This is a genomic window from Arthrobacter sp. YAF16 (genome assembly GCF_052113385.1).
GTDB lineage: Bacteria > Actinomycetota > Actinomycetes > Actinomycetales > Micrococcaceae > Arthrobacter.
The window spans coordinates 19,818-38,626 of sequence record NZ_JBFRDC010000003.1 but is presented as its reverse complement, the minus strand read 5'-3'; the positions used below and the strand labels follow the sequence as shown (position 1 = coordinate 38,626).

20 protein-coding genes are annotated in these 18,809 nt (G+C 67.3%); 9 read left to right on the top strand and 11 right to left on the bottom strand.

Features of this window, described 5'->3' with window-relative positions:
* Positions 1-20: 20 nt before the first annotated feature.
* From AB4Y91_RS09365 to AB4Y91_RS09350, 4 genes are all read right to left on the bottom strand, one after another.
* A complete protein-coding gene (locus AB4Y91_RS09365; RefSeq protein WP_441418215.1) occupies positions 21-422 on the bottom strand; it encodes a hypothetical protein in 402 nt (133 codons plus the stop codon).
* The gene (gene fliS / locus AB4Y91_RS09360) at positions 415-924 is read right to left on the bottom strand and encodes a flagellar export chaperone FliS (RefSeq protein ID WP_441418214.1); all 510 of its coding nucleotides are present in this window, start codon (positions 922-924) and stop codon (positions 415-417) included. Before fliS ends, AB4Y91_RS09365 begins: the two co-directional genes overlap by 8 nt.
* Positions 924-2,252 (bottom strand): flagellar filament capping protein FliD, encoded by a 1,329-nt coding sequence (gene fliD / locus AB4Y91_RS09355; protein WP_441418213.1) that lies wholly within the window; start codon positions 2,250-2,252, stop codon positions 924-926. The genes fliS and fliD overlap by 1 nt, the downstream gene beginning before the upstream one ends.
* Before the next feature lie 180 nt (positions 2,253-2,432).
* Positions 2,433-3,317: a flagellin N-terminal helical domain-containing protein gene (locus AB4Y91_RS09350; protein ID WP_441418212.1), complete on the bottom strand. Its 885-nt coding sequence runs from the start codon at positions 3,315-3,317 to the stop codon at positions 2,433-2,435.
* Positions 3,318-3,612: 295 nt separating this feature from the next.
* On the opposite strand from AB4Y91_RS09350, the gene AB4Y91_RS09345 reads away from it, so the two are divergent.
* From AB4Y91_RS09345 to AB4Y91_RS09330, 4 genes are read left to right on the top strand one after another with little or no spacing between them, the layout of a single operon-like run.
* On the top strand, positions 3,613-4,098 hold the full coding sequence (locus AB4Y91_RS09345; RefSeq protein ID WP_441418211.1) for a flagellar protein FlgN: 486 nt from the start codon (positions 3,613-3,615) through the stop codon (positions 4,096-4,098).
* Positions 4,099-4,108: 10 nt separating this feature from the next.
* A complete protein-coding gene (flgK, locus tag AB4Y91_RS09340) occupies positions 4,109-5,539 on the top strand; it encodes a flagellar hook-associated protein FlgK (RefSeq protein WP_441418210.1) in 1,431 nt (476 codons plus the stop codon).
* Between the two features lie 2 nt (positions 5,540-5,541).
* Positions 5,542-6,465 (top strand): flagellar hook-associated protein FlgL, encoded by a 924-nt coding sequence (gene flgL, locus AB4Y91_RS09335; protein WP_441418209.1) that lies wholly within the window; start codon positions 5,542-5,544, stop codon positions 6,463-6,465.
* Positions 6,462-6,851 carry a flagellar assembly protein FliW gene (locus AB4Y91_RS09330; RefSeq protein WP_441418208.1) on the top strand — a complete coding sequence of 130 codons (390 nt, stop codon included), beginning with the start codon at positions 6,462-6,464 and terminating at the stop codon, positions 6,849-6,851. The genes flgL and AB4Y91_RS09330 overlap by 4 nt, the downstream gene beginning before the upstream one ends.
* Positions 6,852-6,892: 41 nt before the next feature.
* On the opposite strand, the gene AB4Y91_RS09325 is transcribed toward AB4Y91_RS09330, so the two are convergent.
* Together AB4Y91_RS09325 and AB4Y91_RS09320 are read right to left on the bottom strand one after the other, a co-directional pair.
* Entirely contained in the window at positions 6,893-7,453 is a 561-nt protein-coding gene (locus AB4Y91_RS09325; protein ID WP_441418207.1) for an AMIN-like domain-containing (lipo)protein, read from the bottom strand.
* Between the two features lie 269 nt (positions 7,454-7,722).
* On the bottom strand, positions 7,723-8,025 hold the full coding sequence (locus tag AB4Y91_RS09320; protein ID WP_056741192.1) for a DUF4193 domain-containing protein: 303 nt from the start codon (positions 8,023-8,025) through the stop codon (positions 7,723-7,725).
* 141 nt (positions 8,026-8,166) lie between these two features.
* Here AB4Y91_RS09320 and AB4Y91_RS09315 point away from each other — a divergent pair, with 141 nt between their 5' ends.
* Entirely contained in the window at positions 8,167-8,514 is a 348-nt protein-coding gene (locus AB4Y91_RS09315) for a hypothetical protein (RefSeq protein ID WP_441418206.1), read from the top strand.
* 19 nt (positions 8,515-8,533) lie between these two features.
* Here the strand turns inward: AB4Y91_RS09315 and AB4Y91_RS09310 are convergent, their stop codons facing one another.
* The 5 genes from AB4Y91_RS09310 to AB4Y91_RS09290 all read right to left on the bottom strand — a co-directional run bounded on the left by AB4Y91_RS09310 (position 8,534) and on the right by AB4Y91_RS09290 (position 12,460).
* The gene (locus AB4Y91_RS09310; protein WP_441418205.1) at positions 8,534-9,034 is read right to left on the bottom strand and encodes a GyrI-like domain-containing protein; all 501 of its coding nucleotides are present in this window, start codon (positions 9,032-9,034) and stop codon (positions 8,534-8,536) included.
* Positions 9,035-9,146: 112 nt separating this feature from the next.
* Positions 9,147-9,437: a hypothetical protein gene (locus AB4Y91_RS09305; protein WP_441418204.1), complete on the bottom strand. Its 291-nt coding sequence runs from the start codon at positions 9,435-9,437 to the stop codon at positions 9,147-9,149.
* 40 nt (positions 9,438-9,477) lie between these two features.
* Positions 9,478-10,113 carry a LutC/YkgG family protein gene (locus AB4Y91_RS09300; RefSeq protein ID WP_441418203.1) on the bottom strand — a complete coding sequence of 212 codons (636 nt, stop codon included), beginning with the start codon at positions 10,111-10,113 and terminating at the stop codon, positions 9,478-9,480.
* A complete protein-coding gene (locus AB4Y91_RS09295) occupies positions 10,110-11,660 on the bottom strand; it encodes a LutB/LldF family L-lactate oxidation iron-sulfur protein (RefSeq protein WP_441418202.1) in 1,551 nt (516 codons plus the stop codon). Before AB4Y91_RS09295 ends, AB4Y91_RS09300 begins: the two co-directional genes overlap by 4 nt.
* The gene (locus AB4Y91_RS09290) at positions 11,657-12,460 is read right to left on the bottom strand and encodes a (Fe-S)-binding protein (RefSeq protein WP_441418201.1); all 804 of its coding nucleotides are present in this window, start codon (positions 12,458-12,460) and stop codon (positions 11,657-11,659) included. The genes AB4Y91_RS09295 and AB4Y91_RS09290 overlap by 4 nt, the downstream gene beginning before the upstream one ends.
* A 188-nt stretch (positions 12,461-12,648) precedes the next feature.
* Between AB4Y91_RS09290 and AB4Y91_RS09285 the strand changes: the two genes are divergently transcribed.
* From AB4Y91_RS09285 to AB4Y91_RS09270, 4 genes are all read left to right on the top strand, one after another.
* Complete coding sequence (locus tag AB4Y91_RS09285; RefSeq protein WP_441418200.1) at positions 12,649-14,394, top strand: L-lactate permease; 1,746 nt, start codon at positions 12,649-12,651, stop codon at positions 14,392-14,394.
* A 71-nt stretch (positions 14,395-14,465) separates the two neighbouring features.
* Entirely contained in the window at positions 14,466-15,218 is a 753-nt protein-coding gene (locus AB4Y91_RS09280) for a FadR/GntR family transcriptional regulator (RefSeq protein WP_441418199.1), read from the top strand.
* A gap of 16 nt (positions 15,219-15,234) precedes the next feature.
* Positions 15,235-18,087: an FAD-binding and (Fe-S)-binding domain-containing protein gene (locus AB4Y91_RS09275; protein WP_441418198.1), complete on the top strand. Its 2,853-nt coding sequence runs from the start codon at positions 15,235-15,237 to the stop codon at positions 18,085-18,087.
* A 119-nt stretch (positions 18,088-18,206) separates the two neighbouring features.
* Positions 18,207-18,749, top strand: coding sequence for a hypothetical protein (locus AB4Y91_RS09270; RefSeq protein ID WP_441418197.1), 543 nt, complete (start codon positions 18,207-18,209; stop codon positions 18,747-18,749).
* Positions 18,750-18,809: the final 60 nt, after the last annotated feature.

Below are 18,809 nucleotides of genomic sequence, written 5' to 3'. Positions count from 1 at the left end.
CGGCGGTTTTTGCAGCAGGCTCAGCTGTTGACGTCGAGGTAAATTGCCCCCGCCGGGTCGCCGATGCCGGGCACCGAACTGACTGCCTGCAACTGCCTGCCGACGTCGTGCTTCGCTGCCTCCAGTCGCCGGGCGACGCGCTCCTGGGCCGCCGAGAGCGCCATGGCGCGGCGCCGCGCCTCCGGCGGCAAAGGCGTGCTCAGTGTTGGCGGAGACCAGCGCTCGGCCGGCAGTGCCGCTACCGGCTGCTCTGGCGAGGAGAGTGGTCCCAGCGGATCTTTCAGCGTCTTCTCCGCAGCGACCACGGCCATCTCCAGCACGTCCAGCACCAGCATCCACGCGGCGAGGGCAGGATCTTCTGCAAGCTCCGCCGCGGGCGGGAATTCCGCCGCGTATTCCCCCCGAAAGGCTGGCTCAGCCAAACCCAAGGCTCCCGCCTCCGGAGCCCGGCTGCGTGGCCCAGGCGCCGGCTGCTGCAAACGGCTTGATTGCCGGGGCTGCGGCCGAAGACGCCGGCTGGGCTGCCGGGATCGCCGCGGCGGCCTCGTGCCAGGCCTGGCGCAGGGGCTCGAGCAAATCAATCGCTTCACGCGTCAGTGCCGCGTCCCGCTGGATGTTGGCGTTGACGAGAGCCGTGAAGGCATAGTTGTAGAGGCCCAGCAGGCCGTCCGCGCCGTCCCAGGCATCGGTCTTGAGCGAGGAAATCAGCTCAGCGATGATCGCCTGGCCGTGCAGCAGGTTCTCCGAGGCGACCGGCCAGTTGGCGGCCTGCTGGGCGCTCTCGGCGCGGCCGAGGTCCAGCAGGAGCCGGTCGTAGAGCATGGTGAGGAGGCGTGCCGGCGGGGCGGAGAGGACCGAGTCCGCGAGGTACTGGTTGCGCTGGGCGGCGCCGCCGAAGCCGCCGCCGAAGGGCGTGCTGGTCATTACTGGGCGCTCCCGCCGGAGAGGCCCGCGAGCTGGGAGGTGAGCCAGGACTGCTGCGCCTTCATGTTGCTCAGTGCGGTTTCCAAGCCGGAGTAGGTGCGCTGCAGGGTGGCCTTGCGGGAGGCGAGCCGCATATCCCAGTCGCTGATCCGGTCAGCCAGATCCCGGACCTCGGACTGCTGGCCGGTGATCTTGGTGGTCAGCGTGCCCGTGTACTTGTCCGAGGCGTTGGTAGCCGCGGTCGCGATGCGGCCGGCAAGTTCCTGCACCTTGGCGGCGGTGCCGGCCGGGTCGGCGGCCAGGGCGGCGCCGAACTTGGTGGCGTCGAACTCCATCGAACCTGTCTTGGTGATGCTGATGCCGATCTCCGACGGCGACCGCGGCGGGGTGCCGACGGGCAGCGAGGCGGCGGAGAGGATGCTCTGGTTCACGGAACGCACGGTGCTGTCGCCGGCGAAGACTCCGGCGGAGACGCTACTGCCGCTGGTGTTTGTGGTGGTGCTGACCGCGGTCTTGCTGGCAACCAGTGAGAAAATGCCGTTCACTCCGTCAACCAGGTCGGAGGCCAGCTTCGTGATGCCGGCGTTGTCGCGGGACACCGTGAGGGTCACGGGCGTGGTGGTGACGTCTTTGGCGGTGATGGAGACGCCCGGCAGAAGATTGGTGAAGGTGTTGCTGGACGACGTCACGGTCTGCGCTGCCGTCGTGCCCGGCCAGAGCGAAATTTCTGCGTCCTGGGCGGTCTTGACGTTGGTGAAGGTGGTTCCAGGGTCCGTGATGGTGAACGCACCGGCTGCGCCGGACTTCGTCGCGGTGAACTGGATCCGGAAGTCTCCGCCGCCGACGTCGACCTTGCTGGCGGTGACGCCGGCACCGGCGGCGTTGACAGCGGTCACGACGTCGTCCAGGTTGTTGGACGCAGGGGTGATCGTGAAATCCTTGCCGCCGCTGTTGATGGTCATGGTGGTGTACGGCCAGCCGGTAACAGCGTTGACCTTGGGTGTCACGGTGACCTGGGTCTGGGCCAGCTTGGTGACCTGGAAGTCGAGGGAGCCCGCTTTGGCAGCCGCGGTAGTGGTGGCGACGACCTTGTCGCTGCTCGTGGTCGCGGCATAGAGGTCCAGGGCGAAGGGCTTGGCCGCGGCCGTGGCCTGGGTTGCCAGCGCGGCAACCTTGCCGTTGAGCCCCTGGAGGGCGGACACCATGGACTGGATGTCGTAGGACTTGTTTTTGAGCAGCGTTTGCGGGAGGGCCTCCGACTGCATGATGGAGCTGATGAGGGCGGTGGTGTCGAGCCCGCTGGCCAGTCCGTCGAGTGAGATTCCCATCGCTGCCTCTCCTTGCTGTCAAGAACGTTCGTTGGTGGTGCTGAGTCCGAAGTATCGGTGTTGCACGTAAGGGCCGGACGATGGTTTTGCCATCGTCCGGCCCCTCCGCAGCTTGATGATCGGGGGTGTCTTTTCGTCCGATCAGAGTGGCAGCCGCACTGCTGGACTACCGGATCCGGCCTAGCGCAGGAGCGAAAGAACGCCCTGGCTGGACTGGTTGGCCTGGGCCAGCATTGCGGTGCCGGCCTGGGACAGGATGTTCGCCTTGGTGAACTTGACCATTTCCTGAGCCATGTCGACGTCGGCGATCCGGGACTGAGCGGCCTGCAGGTTCTCACCGGCAACGTTCAGCGACTTGATCGTGTGCTCGAGGCGGTTCTGCGAAGCGCCCAGATCCGAACGCTGCTTGGAAATGTTCTCGATTGCGGCATCGATCTTACCGATCGTCGTCTGGGCGTTGGTGCTGCTGTCGACCAGGAAGTCGGCTGCATCAGCCGTGCCTGAGAGTGAACCAACAGCAGTACTGACGTCGCCAATCTTGACAGCGATGCTATCGGTTCCAGCCGTCTTGCCCGTGCCAACCTGAATGTTCAGAATGCCGTCAGTGGCGACGGTAGCGTCTGCGGTAACTCCCGTGCCGGAGGCACCCTTCAGCAGGTCGATGCCGTTGAAKTTGGTAGCTTCGGTGAGGCGGTTCAGTTCCTTGCCGAGAGCGTCGCCTTCGGCCTTGATCGCGTCACGGGCCTTGTCGKTGTTCGTATCGTTCGCACCCTGGACAGCGAGGTCGCGCATGCGCTGCAGGATGGAGTGAACCTCGGTCAGGGCGCCTTCAGTCGTCTGGATGACAGAGATGCCGTCCTGGGCGTTGCGGGCGGCCTGGGCCGAACCGGTGACCTGTGCCTTCAGGCCCTCGGAGATGGACAGGCCTGCTGCGTCATCGCCGGCGCGGTTGATGCGCAGGCCGGTGGACAGCTTCTCCAAGGACTTGGAGAGGTCGTTCTGCGTGGCGTTGAGGTTGCGGTACGAGTTGTTCGCCGCGAGGTTGTTGTTAATAACGAAGCCCATGGTATTTCCTCCGTGATTTGGGACTGTAAGCGATGGCCCATCCGTGGGCCTTCAGCAGTAGCTATCGCCACTTGTGTTGCACAGGTAAGGAGAAATCCAAAATTCTTTTCGGAATTTCCCGCCTGTCCTAATCCACGTGGCATCAGCCTTATTCCTGCTAACGGGTCCGGAAACCCTGCCGATAGTTTGTACGAACCCTGCTGCAGACTGCACCGTCCGCACGATGCAACAACGCCTCTGCACCAATGCGTTACTCGCCCGTATTATCCACACACCTGAGGGAGCCGTCCGGACCATGGCCATCCACGAACTTTCTGCCCTGCTGTGGCGGGAGCGTGAACTTCTGGACGTTCTGACTTTCAAGCTGGAAGAGGAGCAGCTGCTGCTCACCTCCGGCAAGTCCCGCTGGCTGCCCCACGGCACCCGGGAAGTGGAGCAGGTCCTGGGGCACCTCTCCCAGGCAAGCCTCGCGCGCACCATCGAAGCCGCCGTCGTCGCCGAAATGTGGGGACTGCCCACCGACGCCACGCTCGGCGAGCTTGCTGAGGCGGCCCCGGAGGGCGCCTGGGCCGAGGTGCTCAGTGCGCATCTCGCAGCCCTGACCCGCCAGACTGCCCTGATCAAGGAACTGCGCGATGCGAATGAGCAGTACTTGCGCACCGCGGTCCGCTCCACCCAGGAGTCCCTCGCCGATCTGCGGCCAGCCACTCCCGGCACGTACGACGCCCACGGCAAGACCGGGGAATCCGCCGGCTCCCGCATCTTCGACAAGCAATTCTAAGGAAGCGACCATGAGCACCTTCGGCGCCCTGAATACCGCCTACCGCGGGCTGACTGCTGCCCAGCAGGGCATGAACGTTGCCGGCCAGAACATCGCCAACGCCGCCACCGAGGGATACACCCGCCAGCGCGTCGAGCAGTCCGCTCTGGCCGCGCCGGCCCGCGGACTCTTCAGCGGCGGCACGGTCCAGGTGGGCCAGGGCGTTTCGGTTGACGCCATCGCGCGGCTTGGCAGCAGCGTCCTCGATGCCGGCGTCCGCTCCGCCAGTGCGCAGGCTGGCTACGCCGGGATACGTTCCTCGGCCCTGCAAGGCATCGAGGCCACCCTGCAGGAACCCGGCGACAACGGCATCTCCGCCGCCCTCCAGGGGTTCTGGTCCGCGTGGCAGGGTGCCGCGAACCAGCCTGGCGAGGACGGCCCCAAGGGTCTGCTGCTGAACGCCGCCAACTCCCTCACGACCAAGATTTCCTCCGCCTACCAGGCCCTTCAAGGGCAGTGGAGCAGTGTCCGCGCGCAGGCTGCCGACGCCGTCAGCGTCGTCAATGCCGCCGCCAACCAGGTGGCCGCCTACAACGCCACCATCCGCTCCACCCTGGCGTCTGGCGGATCCGCGAACGAACTCATCGACGCCCGCGCCAAACTCACCGAAACCATTTCCCGGCTTGCCGGCGGCACCGTGCGCGAACAGCCGGATGGCACAGTGGACGTCCATGTCGGCGGCAATGCCCTCGTAATGGGCACCTCCGTGCGGGAACTGGAACTCTCCGGCAGCCAGGCCGGGGATGCCCTCGGATCCACCGTGCAACTGCTCTGGAAGAACCCGGCGGGAGTGGCTTCCTCCGACGGCGGTGAAATCGCTGGCGCCCTCTCCGTGCTGGCTCCTGCTGCCGGGGGCAACGGCGGTGCTATTGCCGAGGCCGCCGAAAAGTACAACGGCTTCGCCCAGGAGTTGGCAAAGTCGGTCAACGACGTTCATAAGCTAGGCCAGCTGCCGAACGATTCCGCCGGGAATCCGGGTGCAACGAAGCAGGACTTCTTCGCCCTCAGCGGCACGGGCCCAGCCGCCCTCAGCATCAAAGGTCCGGCCAGCACCGCCGGCATTGCTCTCAGGGCGCCGGACTCGGGTGCCCTCGACACGAGCATCGCAGACCAGATTTCGCAGCTTGGTACCGGAGCAGCCTCACCGGACAAAGTGTGGTCCGGCATCGTCACCGGGATCGGCGTCCAGTCCCGCGGCGCGCAACAGCGCGAATCCCTCACGTCCGCCGCCCAGGCCTCCGCGGTGACCAGCCGCGCCTCGCAGTCGTCGGTGAGCCTGGACGAAGAGAACGTCAACCTGCTCACCAACCAGCATGCCTACCAGGCCGCGGCCCGCGTGATGACCGCCGTCGACGAGGCCCTGGACGTCCTGATCAACCGCACCGGACTGGTAGGAAGATAACCATGCTGAACCGGGTAACAAACCTGACCATGAACGCGAACGCCCAGCGGACGCTGCAGTTCCAGCAGGCCAAGCTGGCCGAACTGCAGGACAAGGCCACCTCGCTCAACAAGATCTCCCGGCCCTCGGACGACCCTGCCGCCACGGCCCAGGCGCTGGCTACGCGGTCCCTCCAGGCGGCCAACGCCCAGTACGGCCGGAACATCGACGACGGCAACACCTGGCTCACCGCTGCCGACTCCGCGCTGGAGCAGGCCACCAACGTGATGCGCCGGGTCAAGGACCTCACCGTGATGGCCGGCAACGGCTCGCTAAACCAGTCCGGCAAGGACGCGATCGCCGCCGAGCTGGAGTCGCTGAAGACGGACCTGATTTCGATCGCCAACACCCAGCATCTGGGCCGAAACATTTTCGCCGGTAACTCGGATGACGCTGGTGCCTTCACTCCCGGCACCGCACGCAACCCCGCCATCCGCAGCGACACCGGCACCCCGCCGACGTTTAACGGGACGGGTGACAACCCGGTGGAGCGCCGGATCAGCGCCACCCAGACTGTGCGGGTGGACGCCGACGGCGCGGCGATTTTCGGCAACGGCACCGGTTCCGTCTTCGACATCGTGGGCAAGCTGGCGGCCGACCTGCGGACAGGCACGGATGTCGCCCCGCGGGTGGCCGACGTCGACACCGCATTCAAGAACATCGTCAACGGCCGTGCTGAAATTGGAACACGGCAGGCACAGCTGGAACGTGCCGGCAACGTCAACACCGAATTGGAGGCTTCGTTGGACGCCCAGCGGACCGGGATTGAAAAAGCTGACCTTGGCAGCGTGATCATGGACCTGAAGCTTCAGGAAACCAATTACCAGGTGGCCCTGGCCGCCACGGCGAAGGTCCTGCAGCCCACCCTGATGGACTTCCTGCGATGAACTCCGTCCTAAGCAGCACCCCGGTGACCTTCACCGCCCCGATGCCGGGGCTGGAGAACGTGCACGACTTCGCCCTGCGGAACATCGACAGCGCGCCGGGCCTGTTCGCCCTCGAGTCCGGCTCTGCACCCGTGCGGCTGTTCCTCGCGGACGCGGCGGTGTTCGTTCCGGGCTACACCCCGCCGGTCCCCGGCACCGCGATGGAGGCCCTGGAACTCAGCGACGGCGAGGCGCCCCAGGTGCTGGTGGTGGTCAACCACTCCCCCGTCTCCACCACGGTGAACCTGATGGCACCGATCGTCTTCAACCCGGCCACCAGGCGCTGCACCCAGCTGGTGCTGGACGGCAAGGAATACCCGCTTCGGGCGGAGCTCGGCGCGCTGTAGCCGCTACCGCCGTCGGGCGCCACAGGCTCAGCCGAGCCGGTTCACCAGAAGTGGGCGACGTCGATGACCAGACGTGAGCCCGAACCGGGCCCGGCCAGTGTGAAGACCCGGAAAGGCAGCCGAGCCCGCACGCCGAGCCCCAGGCTGGTGTAACCTTCGAAACTTCCGGCCCACGCCACTTGCCGGAACGTCTGGTACCTGCTGACGTTGCTCAGCTCGGCCTTGTTGGCCGGGTTGTAGGTGGACTTTCCGGCTGCGTCGTAGGCAGGCGCGTTGACAGTGAGCTGGATGAACGCCTGCCCCCGCAGCGGAACCGGCAGGCCGGAACCGTCCTGAACGACCTGGGGTACATACCGCACCGAGTAGCCGGCCGCGCGGCCATTGAGGTCGATGACGAGTCGGTCGAAGCAGTAGTGCTGGCCGGTCCGGATGTTGACCACCTTTGCCTGGCTCATCGCGGCGTCGGCCTTGGCCAGGGATCCCCAGACGAGTCCGCAGTAGGGTGACGCCGCGGCCGGCCCGGGCGCCAGGAGCCCCAGCCCGGCCGCCGTCAGCAAGGCCACCAGCCAGACGGTGAGCCTGTTCGCTCGGGATTTTGTCACGACAGCCGCCCCCTCGAATCATCCGGACATCCACCTCACCCGGATACCTCAAGAGTAGAACCGCCCGTCTGGGTTGACGAGAGGTCGTTAGCCCCAACTAGCTGGCAGCAGGTGTCGTTTTGAGGGTTCAAAACGACACCTGCTGCGAGTCAGGTGGGTTCGGCAGCGGGCGGGTACGGCAAAGCGCCGGGCCCTGGCGGGCGTCCGGCGCTTTGCTTTGGGTAAATCAAAATTCTCGAAACGAGCCCGGGGGTCCGAGCGGGAGGGCTTTAGCCTTCGCAGTCGCGGCAGTACTTCAGGCCGTTCTTTTCCTTGGCCACCTGGGACCGGTGGCGGACCAGGAAGCAGGAGGAACAGGTGAATTCGTCGGACTGCTCGGGAACAACAATGACGGTCAGTTCTTCGCCGGAGAGGTCGGCGCCGGGAAGGTCGATGCCTTCAGCGGTGTCGTTCTCGTCGACGTCGATAACAGCAGTCTGGGCACCGCCGCCACGGGATGCCTGAAGGGCCTCCAGCGATTCAGCGGGAGACTCTTCTTCTGTCTTGCGTGGGGCGTCGTAATCGGTAGCCATAGCGGGGTTCACTTTCGTTGCTGCGCAGCGCCATTTCAGGCACCTCAGTGAAGCAGTTTAGGGCATCATCCTTGGAGATGAAGAATAGTGTGGTGAAAGCGACATTAAGCGTCGCCGGACAGGGTCAATCTGGAGGCAATGATGGCTACGAAACTGAACAAACAAGCGCTCACCCTCGCCCGCCGACTGGTCAAAGACGGGAAGGTCCAGCGGGACACCCGGGACGACTGGAGCGAGCACGCACCGTCAGCCGAGCAGGAGAACAAGTTCATTGAAAAGAACGGATTCGCGGAGTTCTCCCACTGGCATCTGGGGGTGGACCCGGACGCTTCTGAGGGAACCAAGGGCAGCGTGACCTTTCCCTTCGGCGACTTCAAGAAAGTCCACCGCTGCGCCGTCATTTCGTTGGAGAGCCGGGCCGCGCAACACGGCCACGACGATATCGCCGAAGCAGCCCGGAAGCTCCTCGAAGAGATCGACGCCGATTAGCGCCCGGTTCCGTCCGGGCTCAGGCCACCGGCCAGACGATGAGGGTTTTCCAAACCGCCGGATCCGGTTCCGTGGCGGGGTCGCTGAGGTAGTACTCCCACATGGCGTCGCCCGGAGTGAGGCTTTCCGCCTGCATCCTGGCCATCACGGCATTGTAGGTCTCCGGCAAGGTCTCGTATGGCCCCACGTGCATCGCCTCGAGAGCCCGCCCGGCAGGCAGCGTGCCCGCCGTCACGCCGGACTCTTCCGCTTGGGCTCCCCCGCCCGGATACGGCGCGGCCAGCGGAAAGCCTGCCTCGACGTCGACTACGTCCGTGGGCATGCCGCGATACAGGGCAAACGGCGGCCCGGCCAGCTGGACGTTTTGCTGCTGCACGGCCGTCATCACGGAACGGTAGGCGCGGTCGAAGAATTCGCGCAGCGCATTCATGGGCACGGTCTCGCGCAGCACCGCCGTCGGCTTTTCCTCGAGGTCGGTGGACTTGATGTCCGGCGTCAGTTCCGGATGTGAATCAGTCATAGGCCTACACTTCGCCGCGACCTTGGGAGGGTCAAGGGCCGAACGTCCCGCCGGCGGTCGTCGCGTTTGGCAGAAAGTGGACTCGGGGGCAGCCCCGGCAGGTCCTCTTCGGCTACTTCCCCACCAAGGAAGATGCCATTCCGGGCCTCCGGGGAGCCGGCCAGCTCTGAGCCAGCCGATAAGCGGACTTGCCGTCCAGCGGACGGGGTTCCAGCCACACCTCATAGCCCTCTGCGGCTTCGATCAGCACCCGGTCCTGGAATCCGTCGGCGGCGATCCAGAGGGCGGAGGAATCCGCCATGGCGGCGTCGACGAGTCCTTCGCGGACCACCGCGCCTTCCCTGCGGACCTCCACGACGAGGCCGACCAGGTCGTGCCAGGCGTGATGGCAGTAATAGGCCACGGACGCTTCCTTCCTGCGGCGTTGGTCAGGACCGCCGCGACTACCGCGCGATGATCACGTCGAGGGTGCGCGGACCGTGGACCCCTTCGACGCGTTCAAGTTCGATGTCGCTGGTGGCGCTCGGTCCACTGATCATGGTGAGCGGCCGGGTGCCGTCGATCCGCCGCAGCGCCTCGGGGAGGATGCCGGCGATGTCGGCGGCGTTCACGACGCAGATGTGGTGGTCCGGGACGAGGCTGATGGCGCGGCGGCCCTGGTTGGGACTCCCGTCCAGGATGATCGTCCCCGTTTCGGCGACGGCGACGGCGCTGGCAGTCACGACGGCGTCGGTGGCGTCCAGCTCGGCAACGGTCAGCGGCTCAGAGACGGAATCCACGCGGCGGCGATCGCTGTCGGGGGCGGAGCCGATGCCGGCGGTCCAGCCGTCGTCGAGCCCCGCCGGCGCGACGTAGCTGCGGGCGTCCGCGAGCAGTTCGGCAATTCGCACGGGCACCTCGGCCGCGTCCACCACGCAGACCCGGGCTTTGTAGTCGACCAAACGGTCCACCAGCAGATGGATCAGCGCATCCTGGTCCAGCTCGGATGATGCGCGGTATTCCCGCGGAATCTGCGGTGCTACGGGTGCGTCCCGCAGCGCGGAACGGATCCGGCCGAGGATATCTTCGCGCGCGCTCATGCTCTGTCTTCCTTGTCCTGGGCGTTGTCCTGGGCGTTGTTGTGGGTATCCGCGGGGGTGCCGCCGGATTCCGGGCCGTGGTGTTCCTTGGCCCACCAGTCGCGGAAGGATCTCTGCGGCGGCGCCGGGATGTCGCGGCTTTGGGTCCAGCCGGCGGCGATGCCGGGCAGCTTGGTGATCTTTTTGTCCGGACCGGCCACCAGGCGGCCCACGGGAAGGCCCTTTTCGAGCAGCCCGAGCCGCTTCCCCGAGGACAGCGCCCAGGATGCGGCCTTCATGCCGACGTCCATCTGGCTGGGCAGCTTCTTCTTTCCGCGCTTGCTGTCCACGTCCACGCTGCGCAGGTGCACCAGGATGTCCGGAATGTTGATCTTCACCGGGCAGGCGTCGTAGCAGGCGCCGCACAGTGAGGAAGCGTAGGGCAGGGAGCTGTTTTCCTCCGACTCGATGCCGGTCAGCAGCGGGGAAAGGATGGCGCCGATCGGACCGGGGTAGGTGGAGCCGTAGGCGTGGCCGCCGGTCCGCTCGTACACCGGGCAGACGTTCATGCACGCGCTGCAACGGATGCAGTGCAGTGCGGAGCGGCCAAGCTCGTCCGCGAGCGCGGCGCTGCGTCCGTTGTCGAGCAGCACCAGGTGCACGTTTTGCGGCCCGTCCCCCTCGGTGACACCGGTCCACAACGAGGTGTAGGGGTTCATCCGTTCCCCGGTGGAGGAGCGCGGGAGCAGCTGCATGAACACCTCGAGGTCCTGCCAGCTCGGCAGCAGTTTTTCCACGCCCATCACGGTGATCAGGGTCTCCGGCAGCGTCAGGCACATCCGGCCGTTGCCCTCGGATTCGACGACGGCCAGGGTGCCGGAATCGGCGAGCGCGAAGTTGGCCCCGGACACGGCCACCTTGGCCGTGAGGAACTTGCGGCGCAGGTGCGCACGGGCCGCCATGGCCAGCACCGCGGGGTTATCGGTCAGCTCCGGGTCCGCGCCGGGCATTTCGCGCAGGAAGATGTCGCGGATTTCGGTGCGGTTCTTGTGGATGGCGGGGACCAGGATGTGGCTGGGCTTGTCGTGGTCCAGCTGCACGATCAGCTCGGCCAGGTCCGTTTCGAACGCCGTGATCCCCTGCTGTTCGAGGTATTCGTTGAGCCCGATCTCCTGGGTGGCCATGGACTTGACCTTGACCACTTCTGTTTCGCCGGTGTCCCGGATCAGTCCCGCGACGATTTCGTTAGCCTCGTCGGCGTCGCGCGCCCAGTGGATGACTCCGCCCCGGGCGGTGAAATGCTGCTCGAACTGTTCGAGGAGTTCGGGGAGCCGGGCCATCACGGATTCCTTGATGGCGGATCCGGCGTCGCGCAGCTGTTCCCAGTCGGGCAGTTCGGAGACGACCTGGAGACGCTTGTCGCGAATGGTGTGGGTGGCGTGGCCGAGGTTGGCGCGCAGCTGGGCGTTGCCCAGCTCGCGGTGCGCCGCCGTCGGGAACGATTCGGCGGCATGCAGGTTACCCGTGCCGAAGACGGGAAGGGAGGGCATGCCCAGGAAGGTGCTCATCGTGTTGCCTTTCCGGTGGAAACGCGTACCTCGCCGGTGACGGACGCCGGCGCTTCCGCGGTGCTGGCAAGGATTTCGGCCAGGTGCAGGGTGGTCACGTCGCTGCCCTGCCGGGACAGGCCGCCGCCGATGTGCATCAGGCAGGAGGCGTCCCCGCCCGTGCACAGCTCGGCGCCGGTGGAGCGGACGTTGGCGGTCTTGTCCTCGAGCATGGCCGAGGACACGTCGGCGTTCTTCATTGAGAAGGTGCCGCCGAAGCCGCAGCACTGGTCCGCTTCGGGCAGCTCGGCCAGCTCGATTCCCTGGACGCTGCGCAGCAGCCGGGCCTGGCGGTCGCCGAGGCGGAGCAGGCGCATACCGTGGCAGCTGGGGTGGTAGGTGACCCGGTGCGGGAAGTAGGAGCCCAGCTGGGCGCCGGCGTCGGTCACGCCCAGCACGTCCACCAGCAGCTCGGAGAGCTCGTAGGTCCTGGCGCCGACGGCGGCAGCCCTGGCTTCCAGCGCTCTGTCGCCGCAGGAGCGGGCCACCATCGGGTGCTGGTGCTGGACCGAGGCGACGCACGACCCGGACGGCGCAACGGCGACGTCGTAGTCCCCGGTGTCGAAGGCGCGCACGTGGTTGGCGACGACCGGGACGGCTTCCTGGAGGTAGCCGCTGTTGACGTGCATCTGCCCGCAGCAGGCCTGGCCGGACGGGAACACGACCTCGTGCCCCAGCCGTTCCAGGATGCTCACGGTGGCCTGCGCGGTGCGCGGATACATCGCATCGACGATGCAGGTGGCGAACAAAGCGATTCTCATGACAGCCTTTCGAGCAGCGCCGACGTGTGTGGTCTGACCATAGTAAAGCACGTGATGCCCGCCACTCCCAACCTGAACAGGGAAGTGAACCCCCTCACACGCCGAATGAGATCTGCGCTACACTCTCATGGTCCGACCACAGTGGTCTGACCAAAGAACTCGTCGTCTCTCAACGCAGAGGAACTTCCGTGGACCACTTCACCCCCACCACCGACCCGGTGCTGAACAGCGTGGCCTGGTCGGCCATCGTTGGCTTACTGCCGCTGCTCACCTTCTTCATCCTGCTGGCCGTTGTGAAGACCAAGGCCCACGTGGCCGGTGCCTTCGCCCTGCTGGCCGCCCTCGTGGTCGGCATCGCCGCCTTCCACATGCCGGCCGGCCTGGCGATCCTTTCGGCCACCCAGGGCGGGGTCTTCGGCGCCTTCCCGGTGCTCTGGATCGTCGTTATGGCCGTCTGGCTTTACCAGGTGACCGTCCTCAGCGGCCGGTTCGAGGACCTGCGCCGCGTCTTCGACGTGATCGGCGGCGGCGACGTGCGCCTGCAGGCCGTCCTGGTGGCCTTCTGCTTCGGCGGCCTGCTTGAGGCCCTCGCCGGCTTCGGCGCCCCGGTGGCGATCACCGCCACCATGCTGCTGGCCCTGGGTCTCCCGCCGCTGCGTGCTGCCGCCGCCGTGCTGGTGGCAAACACCGCACCGGTCGCGTTCGGCGCGATGGCCATCCCGATTACGACCGCCGCCGGACTGACCGGCCTGCACGCGACCGACATCGCCTCCATCGTGGGCCGCCAGGCTCCCCTGCTGGCCACCTTCGTGCCGCTGATCCTGCTCTTCATCATCGACGGCCGCCGCGGCCTGAAGGACTGCTGGCCCGCCGCGCTGGTGGTCGGCGGCTCCTTCGCCGTCGCCCAGTTCCTGTGCTCCAACTTCTTCTCCTATGAACTCACCGACATCCTGGCCTCGCTTGTGGGCCTCGGCGCCGCCGTGGTGTTCTTCCGGATGTGGAAGCCGAAGGGCAGCGCGGCCGCCCGCGAGCGCCTTGGCGTTGCCGCCGACGCTGTTGCCCGCGGCACCGCCGCCCGAAGCAGCGGCTCGCAGGATGCCGGCAAGGCCGGCGTCGTGACCGCCGAAAAGGCCACGGACGGCGGCCTTACCCCGACGCGCACGTGGCTGGCCCTCTTTCCGTACTTCCTCGTGATCGTCGTGTTCGGCATCGCCAAGCTCTGGAAGCTCGGGCTCGACCTGCCCGCGTTCCTCGCCGCCACGGACATCAAGATCCCCTGGCCGATCCTGCACGACGCCCTGGTCAACGCCGAGGGCAAGCCGGTCTCCTCCACCGTGTACACCTTCCAGTGGCTGTCCAGCCCGGGCACGCTGCTGCTGATCACCGGGCTGCTGGTGGCTCTGGTTTACTCCAAGTACGACGACGGCGGCCGCTTCCGCCTTTCGGTCGGCGACGCGGTCCGGGAGATCGGACGGACCATCTTCAAGATGCGCTGGGCAGGGCTGACCATCATCACGGTGCTCGCCCTGGCGTACGTCATGAACAACTCCGGCCAGACGGTCTCGATCGGAACCTGGCTGGCCGGCACCGGCAGCTTCTTCGCCTTCCTCTCGCCCGTGCTCGGCTGGCTGGGCACCGCCGTGACCGGCTCGGACACATCCGCCAACGCGCTGTTCGCCAAGCTGCAACAGACCGCGGGCCTGAAGGCGGGCATCGATCCGAACCTGCTGGTGGCCGCCAACACCTCCGGCGGCGTCGTGGGCAAGCTGATCAGTCCGCAAAACCTCGCCATCGCGGCGACAGCCGTCAACCTTGACGGCCAGGAGTCGGTGATCCTGCGTAAGGTGGTCGGGTGGAGCGTGGCTCTCCTGCTGGTCCTGTGCACCCTTGCCTTCCTGCAGTCCACCCCCGTCCTGGGCTGGATGCTGCCTTAGCCGCCAGCCCCCACGCAATCAAGAGTGCGGGCCGCGCCACGGCCCGCACTCCCGCCCGGAAGGAAAAGCCCGTGACAGCCGCCGAAGCAGGAGCAGCCCCCCGCCGTCGTACCTATGACGCGCTCCTGCAGGACATCGAGGCCGATCTGCGCTCCGGCAAGATCAAGCTCGGCGACCGCCTTCCGGGCGAGCGGACCCTGGCGGAAAGCTACGGGATCTCCCGGGCCTCGGTCCGCGAAGCCATCCGGATCCTGGACGCCATGGGCGTGCTGCGCAGCTCCGTCGGCTCCGGGCCAACCTCCGGGGCCATCGTTATCTCGGACCCGTCCGCGGGCCTGTCCTCCGCCCTGCGCCTGCATGTGGCCAGCAATCGGCTGCCCGTCGAGGACATCGTGCAGACCCGCATCCTGCTCGAGACCTGGTCGGCCCAGGCCGGGGCTGCCCGCGGCGGCACGGAGGAAGAGCTGGAGCAGGCTGCCGCGCTGCTGGACGCCATGGACAATCCAGGGATTGACCGGGCGACCTTCCACGAACTGGATGCCCGGTTCCATGTCGCGCTGAGCTCGCTCGCCGGGAACGCCGTCGTCGCCACCATGATGGAGTCCCTCAGCGGCTCCATCGTCGGCTACGTCAAGGGCGCCATGGACGCGATGGAGTCCTGGCCGGATGTCCTCTGCGAGCTACGGAGCCAGCACCACGGCATCTTCGATGCCGTCCGGGCGCGCGACGGCGAGCTTGCGGGCCGCCTGCTGCGCGAACACATCGAGTGGTTCTACCTTCGGGCGCAGGAAGCCACCCCGCCGCAATCCCCTCCCACCCCGTAACACCTTGGAGCACCCCATGACCGCCACGGCCGCCGCCGCACCCCTGATCGACCAGCTGAACCTCGACACGGTCAGCACACGGGACCTGGACCGCCGGGCCATGGCGCACGACGCGTCCCACTACCTGCTGATCCCCCAGGGCGTCGCCACCCCGCGCAACGCCGACGACGTCGGGCAGCTGCTGCGCCGCAGCCGCGAGCTCAACCTGCCCGCCACTTTCCGTTCCGGCGGCACGAGCCTCTCCGGCCAGGCGCTCAGCGACAGCCTGCTGATCAACACCCGCCAGCATTTCCGCGGCATCGAGGTCCTCGACGGCGGCGCCCGCGTCCGCGTCCAGCCCGGCGCCACTATCCGCAGCGTCAACGCCCGCCTGGCCGCGTTCGGCCGCAAACTCGGCCCCGACCCGGCGAGCGAAATCGCCTGCACCGTGGGCGGCGTGATCGCCAACAATTCTTCCGGGATGGCCTGCGGCATGGAGTTCAACACCTACCGCACCCTGGAATCCATGGTCCTGGTGCTGCCCTCGGGCACGGTCATCGATACCGCCGACGCCGACGCGGACGCGCGCCTGCGCGAACTGGAGCCGGAACTCCACGAGGGCCTGCTGCGGCTGCGCCGCCGGGTGGCCGGAAACGCGGAGTCGGTGCGCACCATCACCTCGCTGTTCTCGATGAAGAACACGATGGGCTACGGGGTGAACTCGTTCCTGGACTACGAACGCGCCGTCGACATCCTGATGCACCTGATGATCGGCAGCGAAGGCACCCTCGGCTTCGTGGCGGAAGCGGTCTTCCGCACCGTCGAGGTCAAGCCCGCCGTCGCCACCGGGCTGCTGGTCTTCAACACGCTCGCCGCAGCCACGGCCGCCCTGCCCGAGCTGGTGGCATCCGGCCTGGCGACCATCGAACTGATGGACGCCGCCGCGTTGAAGGTCGCGCAGCTCGCTGCCGACGCGCCCGCGGCCATCCGTTCGCTCCCGGTCGAGGGACACACCGCGCTGCTGGTGGAACACCAGGGCGCCGACGCCGCGGAACTGACCGGCAAGCGTCACAACTCGCAGCCGCTCTTCGCGTCCCTGGACCTGGCCTCGCCGTTCGCGCTGACCACGGACCCGAAAGACCGCGCGGCACTCTGGCACGTGCGCAAGGGCCTCTACACGACGGTGGCCGGCGCCCGCCCCTCCGGAACCAACGCGCTGCTGGAAGACATCGTGGTTCCGGTTCCAGCCCTGGCGGATACCTGCGGCGAACTGACCCGGCTCTTCGCCGAACACCGCTACGAGGACTCGGTGATCTTTGGCCACGCGAAGGACGGCAACGTCCACTTCATGCTCAACGAGCGCTTCGACGACCCCGCCCAGCTGCTGCGCTACCAGGCCTTTACCGACGACATGGTGGACCTGGTCCTCGGCGCTGGCGGCTCGCTCAAGGCCGAGCACGGCACCGGGCGCATCATGGCCCCGTTCGTCCGCCGCCAGTACGGCGACGAGCTCTATGAAGTCATGCAGGAGATCAAAGGGCTGATCGACCCCGCCAATCTCCTCAACCCCGGCGTGCTGCTCGCGGAGGAGCCGCTTTCCTACGTTCAGAACCTCAAGGTGGCGCCGACGGTGGAGGAAGAGGTGGACCGCTGCGTCGAGTGCGGCTACTGCGAACCGGTCTGCCCGAGCAAGGACATCACTCTCACGCCCCGCCAGCGCATCGTGCTGCGGCGCGAGATGGCCGCCGCGGAACTGCGCGGCGACGACGCCTTGGCCGCCCGGCTGCGCAAGGACTACGAGTACGACGGCGTGCAGACCTGCGCGGCCGACGGCATGTGCGTCACCGCCTGCCCGGTGCTGATCAATACCGGGGACCTGGTGCGGCGGCTGCGGAAGGAAAACGCGAACGCCGTCGCGGAAGCCGGCTGGAGCGCCGCGGCGGACCACTGGGGCGCGGTCACGTCCGGCGGCGGCGTGGCCCTGACCGTGGCGAAGGCGATGCCCGCGCCGCTGGCCAAGGCAGCGACCGCCGTCGGCCGTGCGTTGCTGGGCGCGGAGACCGTTCCCGCCTACGACGCAGTGCTGCCCGGCGGCGGCTCCAGGCGCCGGCCGCGGCGCGACCCGGACAGCGTCGCCGTGTTTTTCCCCGCCTGCATCGGCACCATGTTCGGCCCCGCGGACACGCCCGGTGGCGCTGAGGGCGGTGCGGGCGGCCCCGCCAAGGGCTCGGCCCAGGCGTTCCTCGAGCTCTGCGAGCGCGCCGGCGTGGGGCTGACCGTTCCGGACGACATCGGCAGCCTGTGCTGCGGCACCCCGTGGAAATCCAAGGGCTTCGCGCAGGGCTACGCGGCGATGTCCGCGAAGGTCCTGGACGGCCTTTACGAGGCCAGCGGCCAGGGCCGGCTGCCGGTGGTGTGCGACGCCGCCTCCTGCACCGAGGGCCTGGAGACCATGAAGCGGCTCGCGGCCGAGGGCGGGGAACGGTACGCCGGGCTGCGGTTCGTGGACTCGGTGGAGTTCGTGCACCAGCACGTGCTCGGGCAACTGACCGTCACCGCGCCGGTGGGATCCATGGCCCTGCATCCGACCTGTTCTTCCACCCAGCTGGGGACCAACGGTGCGCTGATGGACATCGCCCGGGCCGTGACCGGGGACGTGTTTGTGCCGCTGAACTGGGGCTGCTGCGCCTTCGCCGGCGACCGCGGCCTGCTGCACCCGGAACTGACCGACTCCGCCACGGACAAGCAGGCCCGGGAAATCAACGAACGCGAGTTCGACGCCTACGCCTCAACGAACCGCACCTGCGAACTGGGCATGTCCAAGGCCACCGGCCACTCCTACCGGCACCTGCTGGAAATCCTGGAAGAGGCCACCCGTCCGGAGGGGTGAGGGGCGGGTGAGGAGCGGGTGAGTGGCCGGTTCGACGGTTCCGTGCCAATTCGACGTTTCAAGGCGTCGAATCCGCAGGGAACCGTCGAAGTGGCGGAATGGGGCCGTAGACTCGGCGCATGTCTGGTTTTGGGGGAACGAAGGCAGTCCGCTCCATTGCGGCATTCACCATCAGCCTGCTGCTGGCCGCGGGCCTGGGCGGCTGCACTTACGAGGATCCGGGCGATCCGCAACGCACGGCTAGCCAAAGCCACGGGGCGGCGCCCAGCACTGCGACGAAGGATCCCGATGTCCTGGCGGTGGAGGCGCGCAACTACGCGGAACTGGAGCGGCGCTTGGCGAAGGCTTTCGGGCCTGTGATCCTGGCCGACTCGGGCCCCGCCGACGGTCCGGGAGTGGGATTCAGCAAGGCTGCGGCCGTCCCGGCGGCCGGTCAGCATACTGTCACCATGGCCTGCGTCGGCATTCCGCATGCCCAGATCTACCTCTCCCAGGACACGGACAGCGGAACCGAGCATACGGTATTCGAGGTTGACTGCTCACGGACCCAGACGCAGGTAGTTCAGCTGGCGGAAGGGCCCGTCGGCGCCCAGCTCACCCGCGTCCACCCGGACGGCTCCTGGACCGGGGCGGTTGCCGGGATCAGGATCACCGCTCCATGAGAGTCGAGGGCTGGAACATCACGGTCTTCCTGCTACTCCTGGTGGCTGCAGCCGTTGTGG

Coding starts and splice junctions, on each gene's coding strand:
- fliS (WP_441418214.1), bottom strand. CDS start 924: ATGACCAGCACGCCCTTCGGCGGCGGCTTCGGCGGCGCCGCCCAGCGC.
- fliD (WP_441418213.1), bottom strand. CDS start 2,252: ATGGGAATCTCACTCGACGGACTGGCCAGCGGGCTCGACACCACCGCC.
- AB4Y91_RS09345 (WP_441418211.1), top strand. CDS start 3,613: ATGGCCATCCACGAACTTTCTGCCCTGCTGTGGCGGGAGCGTGAACTT.
- flgK (WP_441418210.1), top strand. CDS start 4,109: ATGAGCACCTTCGGCGCCCTGAATACCGCCTACCGCGGGCTGACTGCT.
- flgL (WP_441418209.1), top strand. CDS start 5,542: ATGCTGAACCGGGTAACAAACCTGACCATGAACGCGAACGCCCAGCGG.
- AB4Y91_RS09330 (WP_441418208.1), top strand. CDS start 6,462: ATGAACTCCGTCCTAAGCAGCACCCCGGTGACCTTCACCGCCCCGATG.
- AB4Y91_RS09320 (WP_056741192.1), bottom strand. CDS start 8,025: ATGGCTACCGATTACGACGCCCCACGCAAGACAGAAGAAGAGTCTCCC.
- AB4Y91_RS09315 (WP_441418206.1), top strand. CDS start 8,167: ATGGCTACGAAACTGAACAAACAAGCGCTCACCCTCGCCCGCCGACTG.
- AB4Y91_RS09310 (WP_441418205.1), bottom strand. CDS start 9,034: ATGACTGATTCACATCCGGAACTGACGCCGGACATCAAGTCCACCGAC.
- AB4Y91_RS09300 (WP_441418203.1), bottom strand. CDS start 10,113: ATGAGCGCGCGCGAAGATATCCTCGGCCGGATCCGTTCCGCGCTGCGG.
- AB4Y91_RS09295 (WP_441418202.1), bottom strand. CDS start 11,660: ATGAGCACCTTCCTGGGCATGCCCTCCCTTCCCGTCTTCGGCACGGGT.
- AB4Y91_RS09290 (WP_441418201.1), bottom strand. CDS start 12,460: ATGAGAATCGCTTTGTTCGCCACCTGCATCGTCGATGCGATGTATCCG.
- AB4Y91_RS09275 (WP_441418198.1), top strand. CDS start 15,235: ATGACCGCCACGGCCGCCGCCGCACCCCTGATCGACCAGCTGAACCTC.
- AB4Y91_RS09270 (WP_441418197.1), top strand. CDS start 18,207: ATGTCTGGTTTTGGGGGAACGAAGGCAGTCCGCTCCATTGCGGCATTC.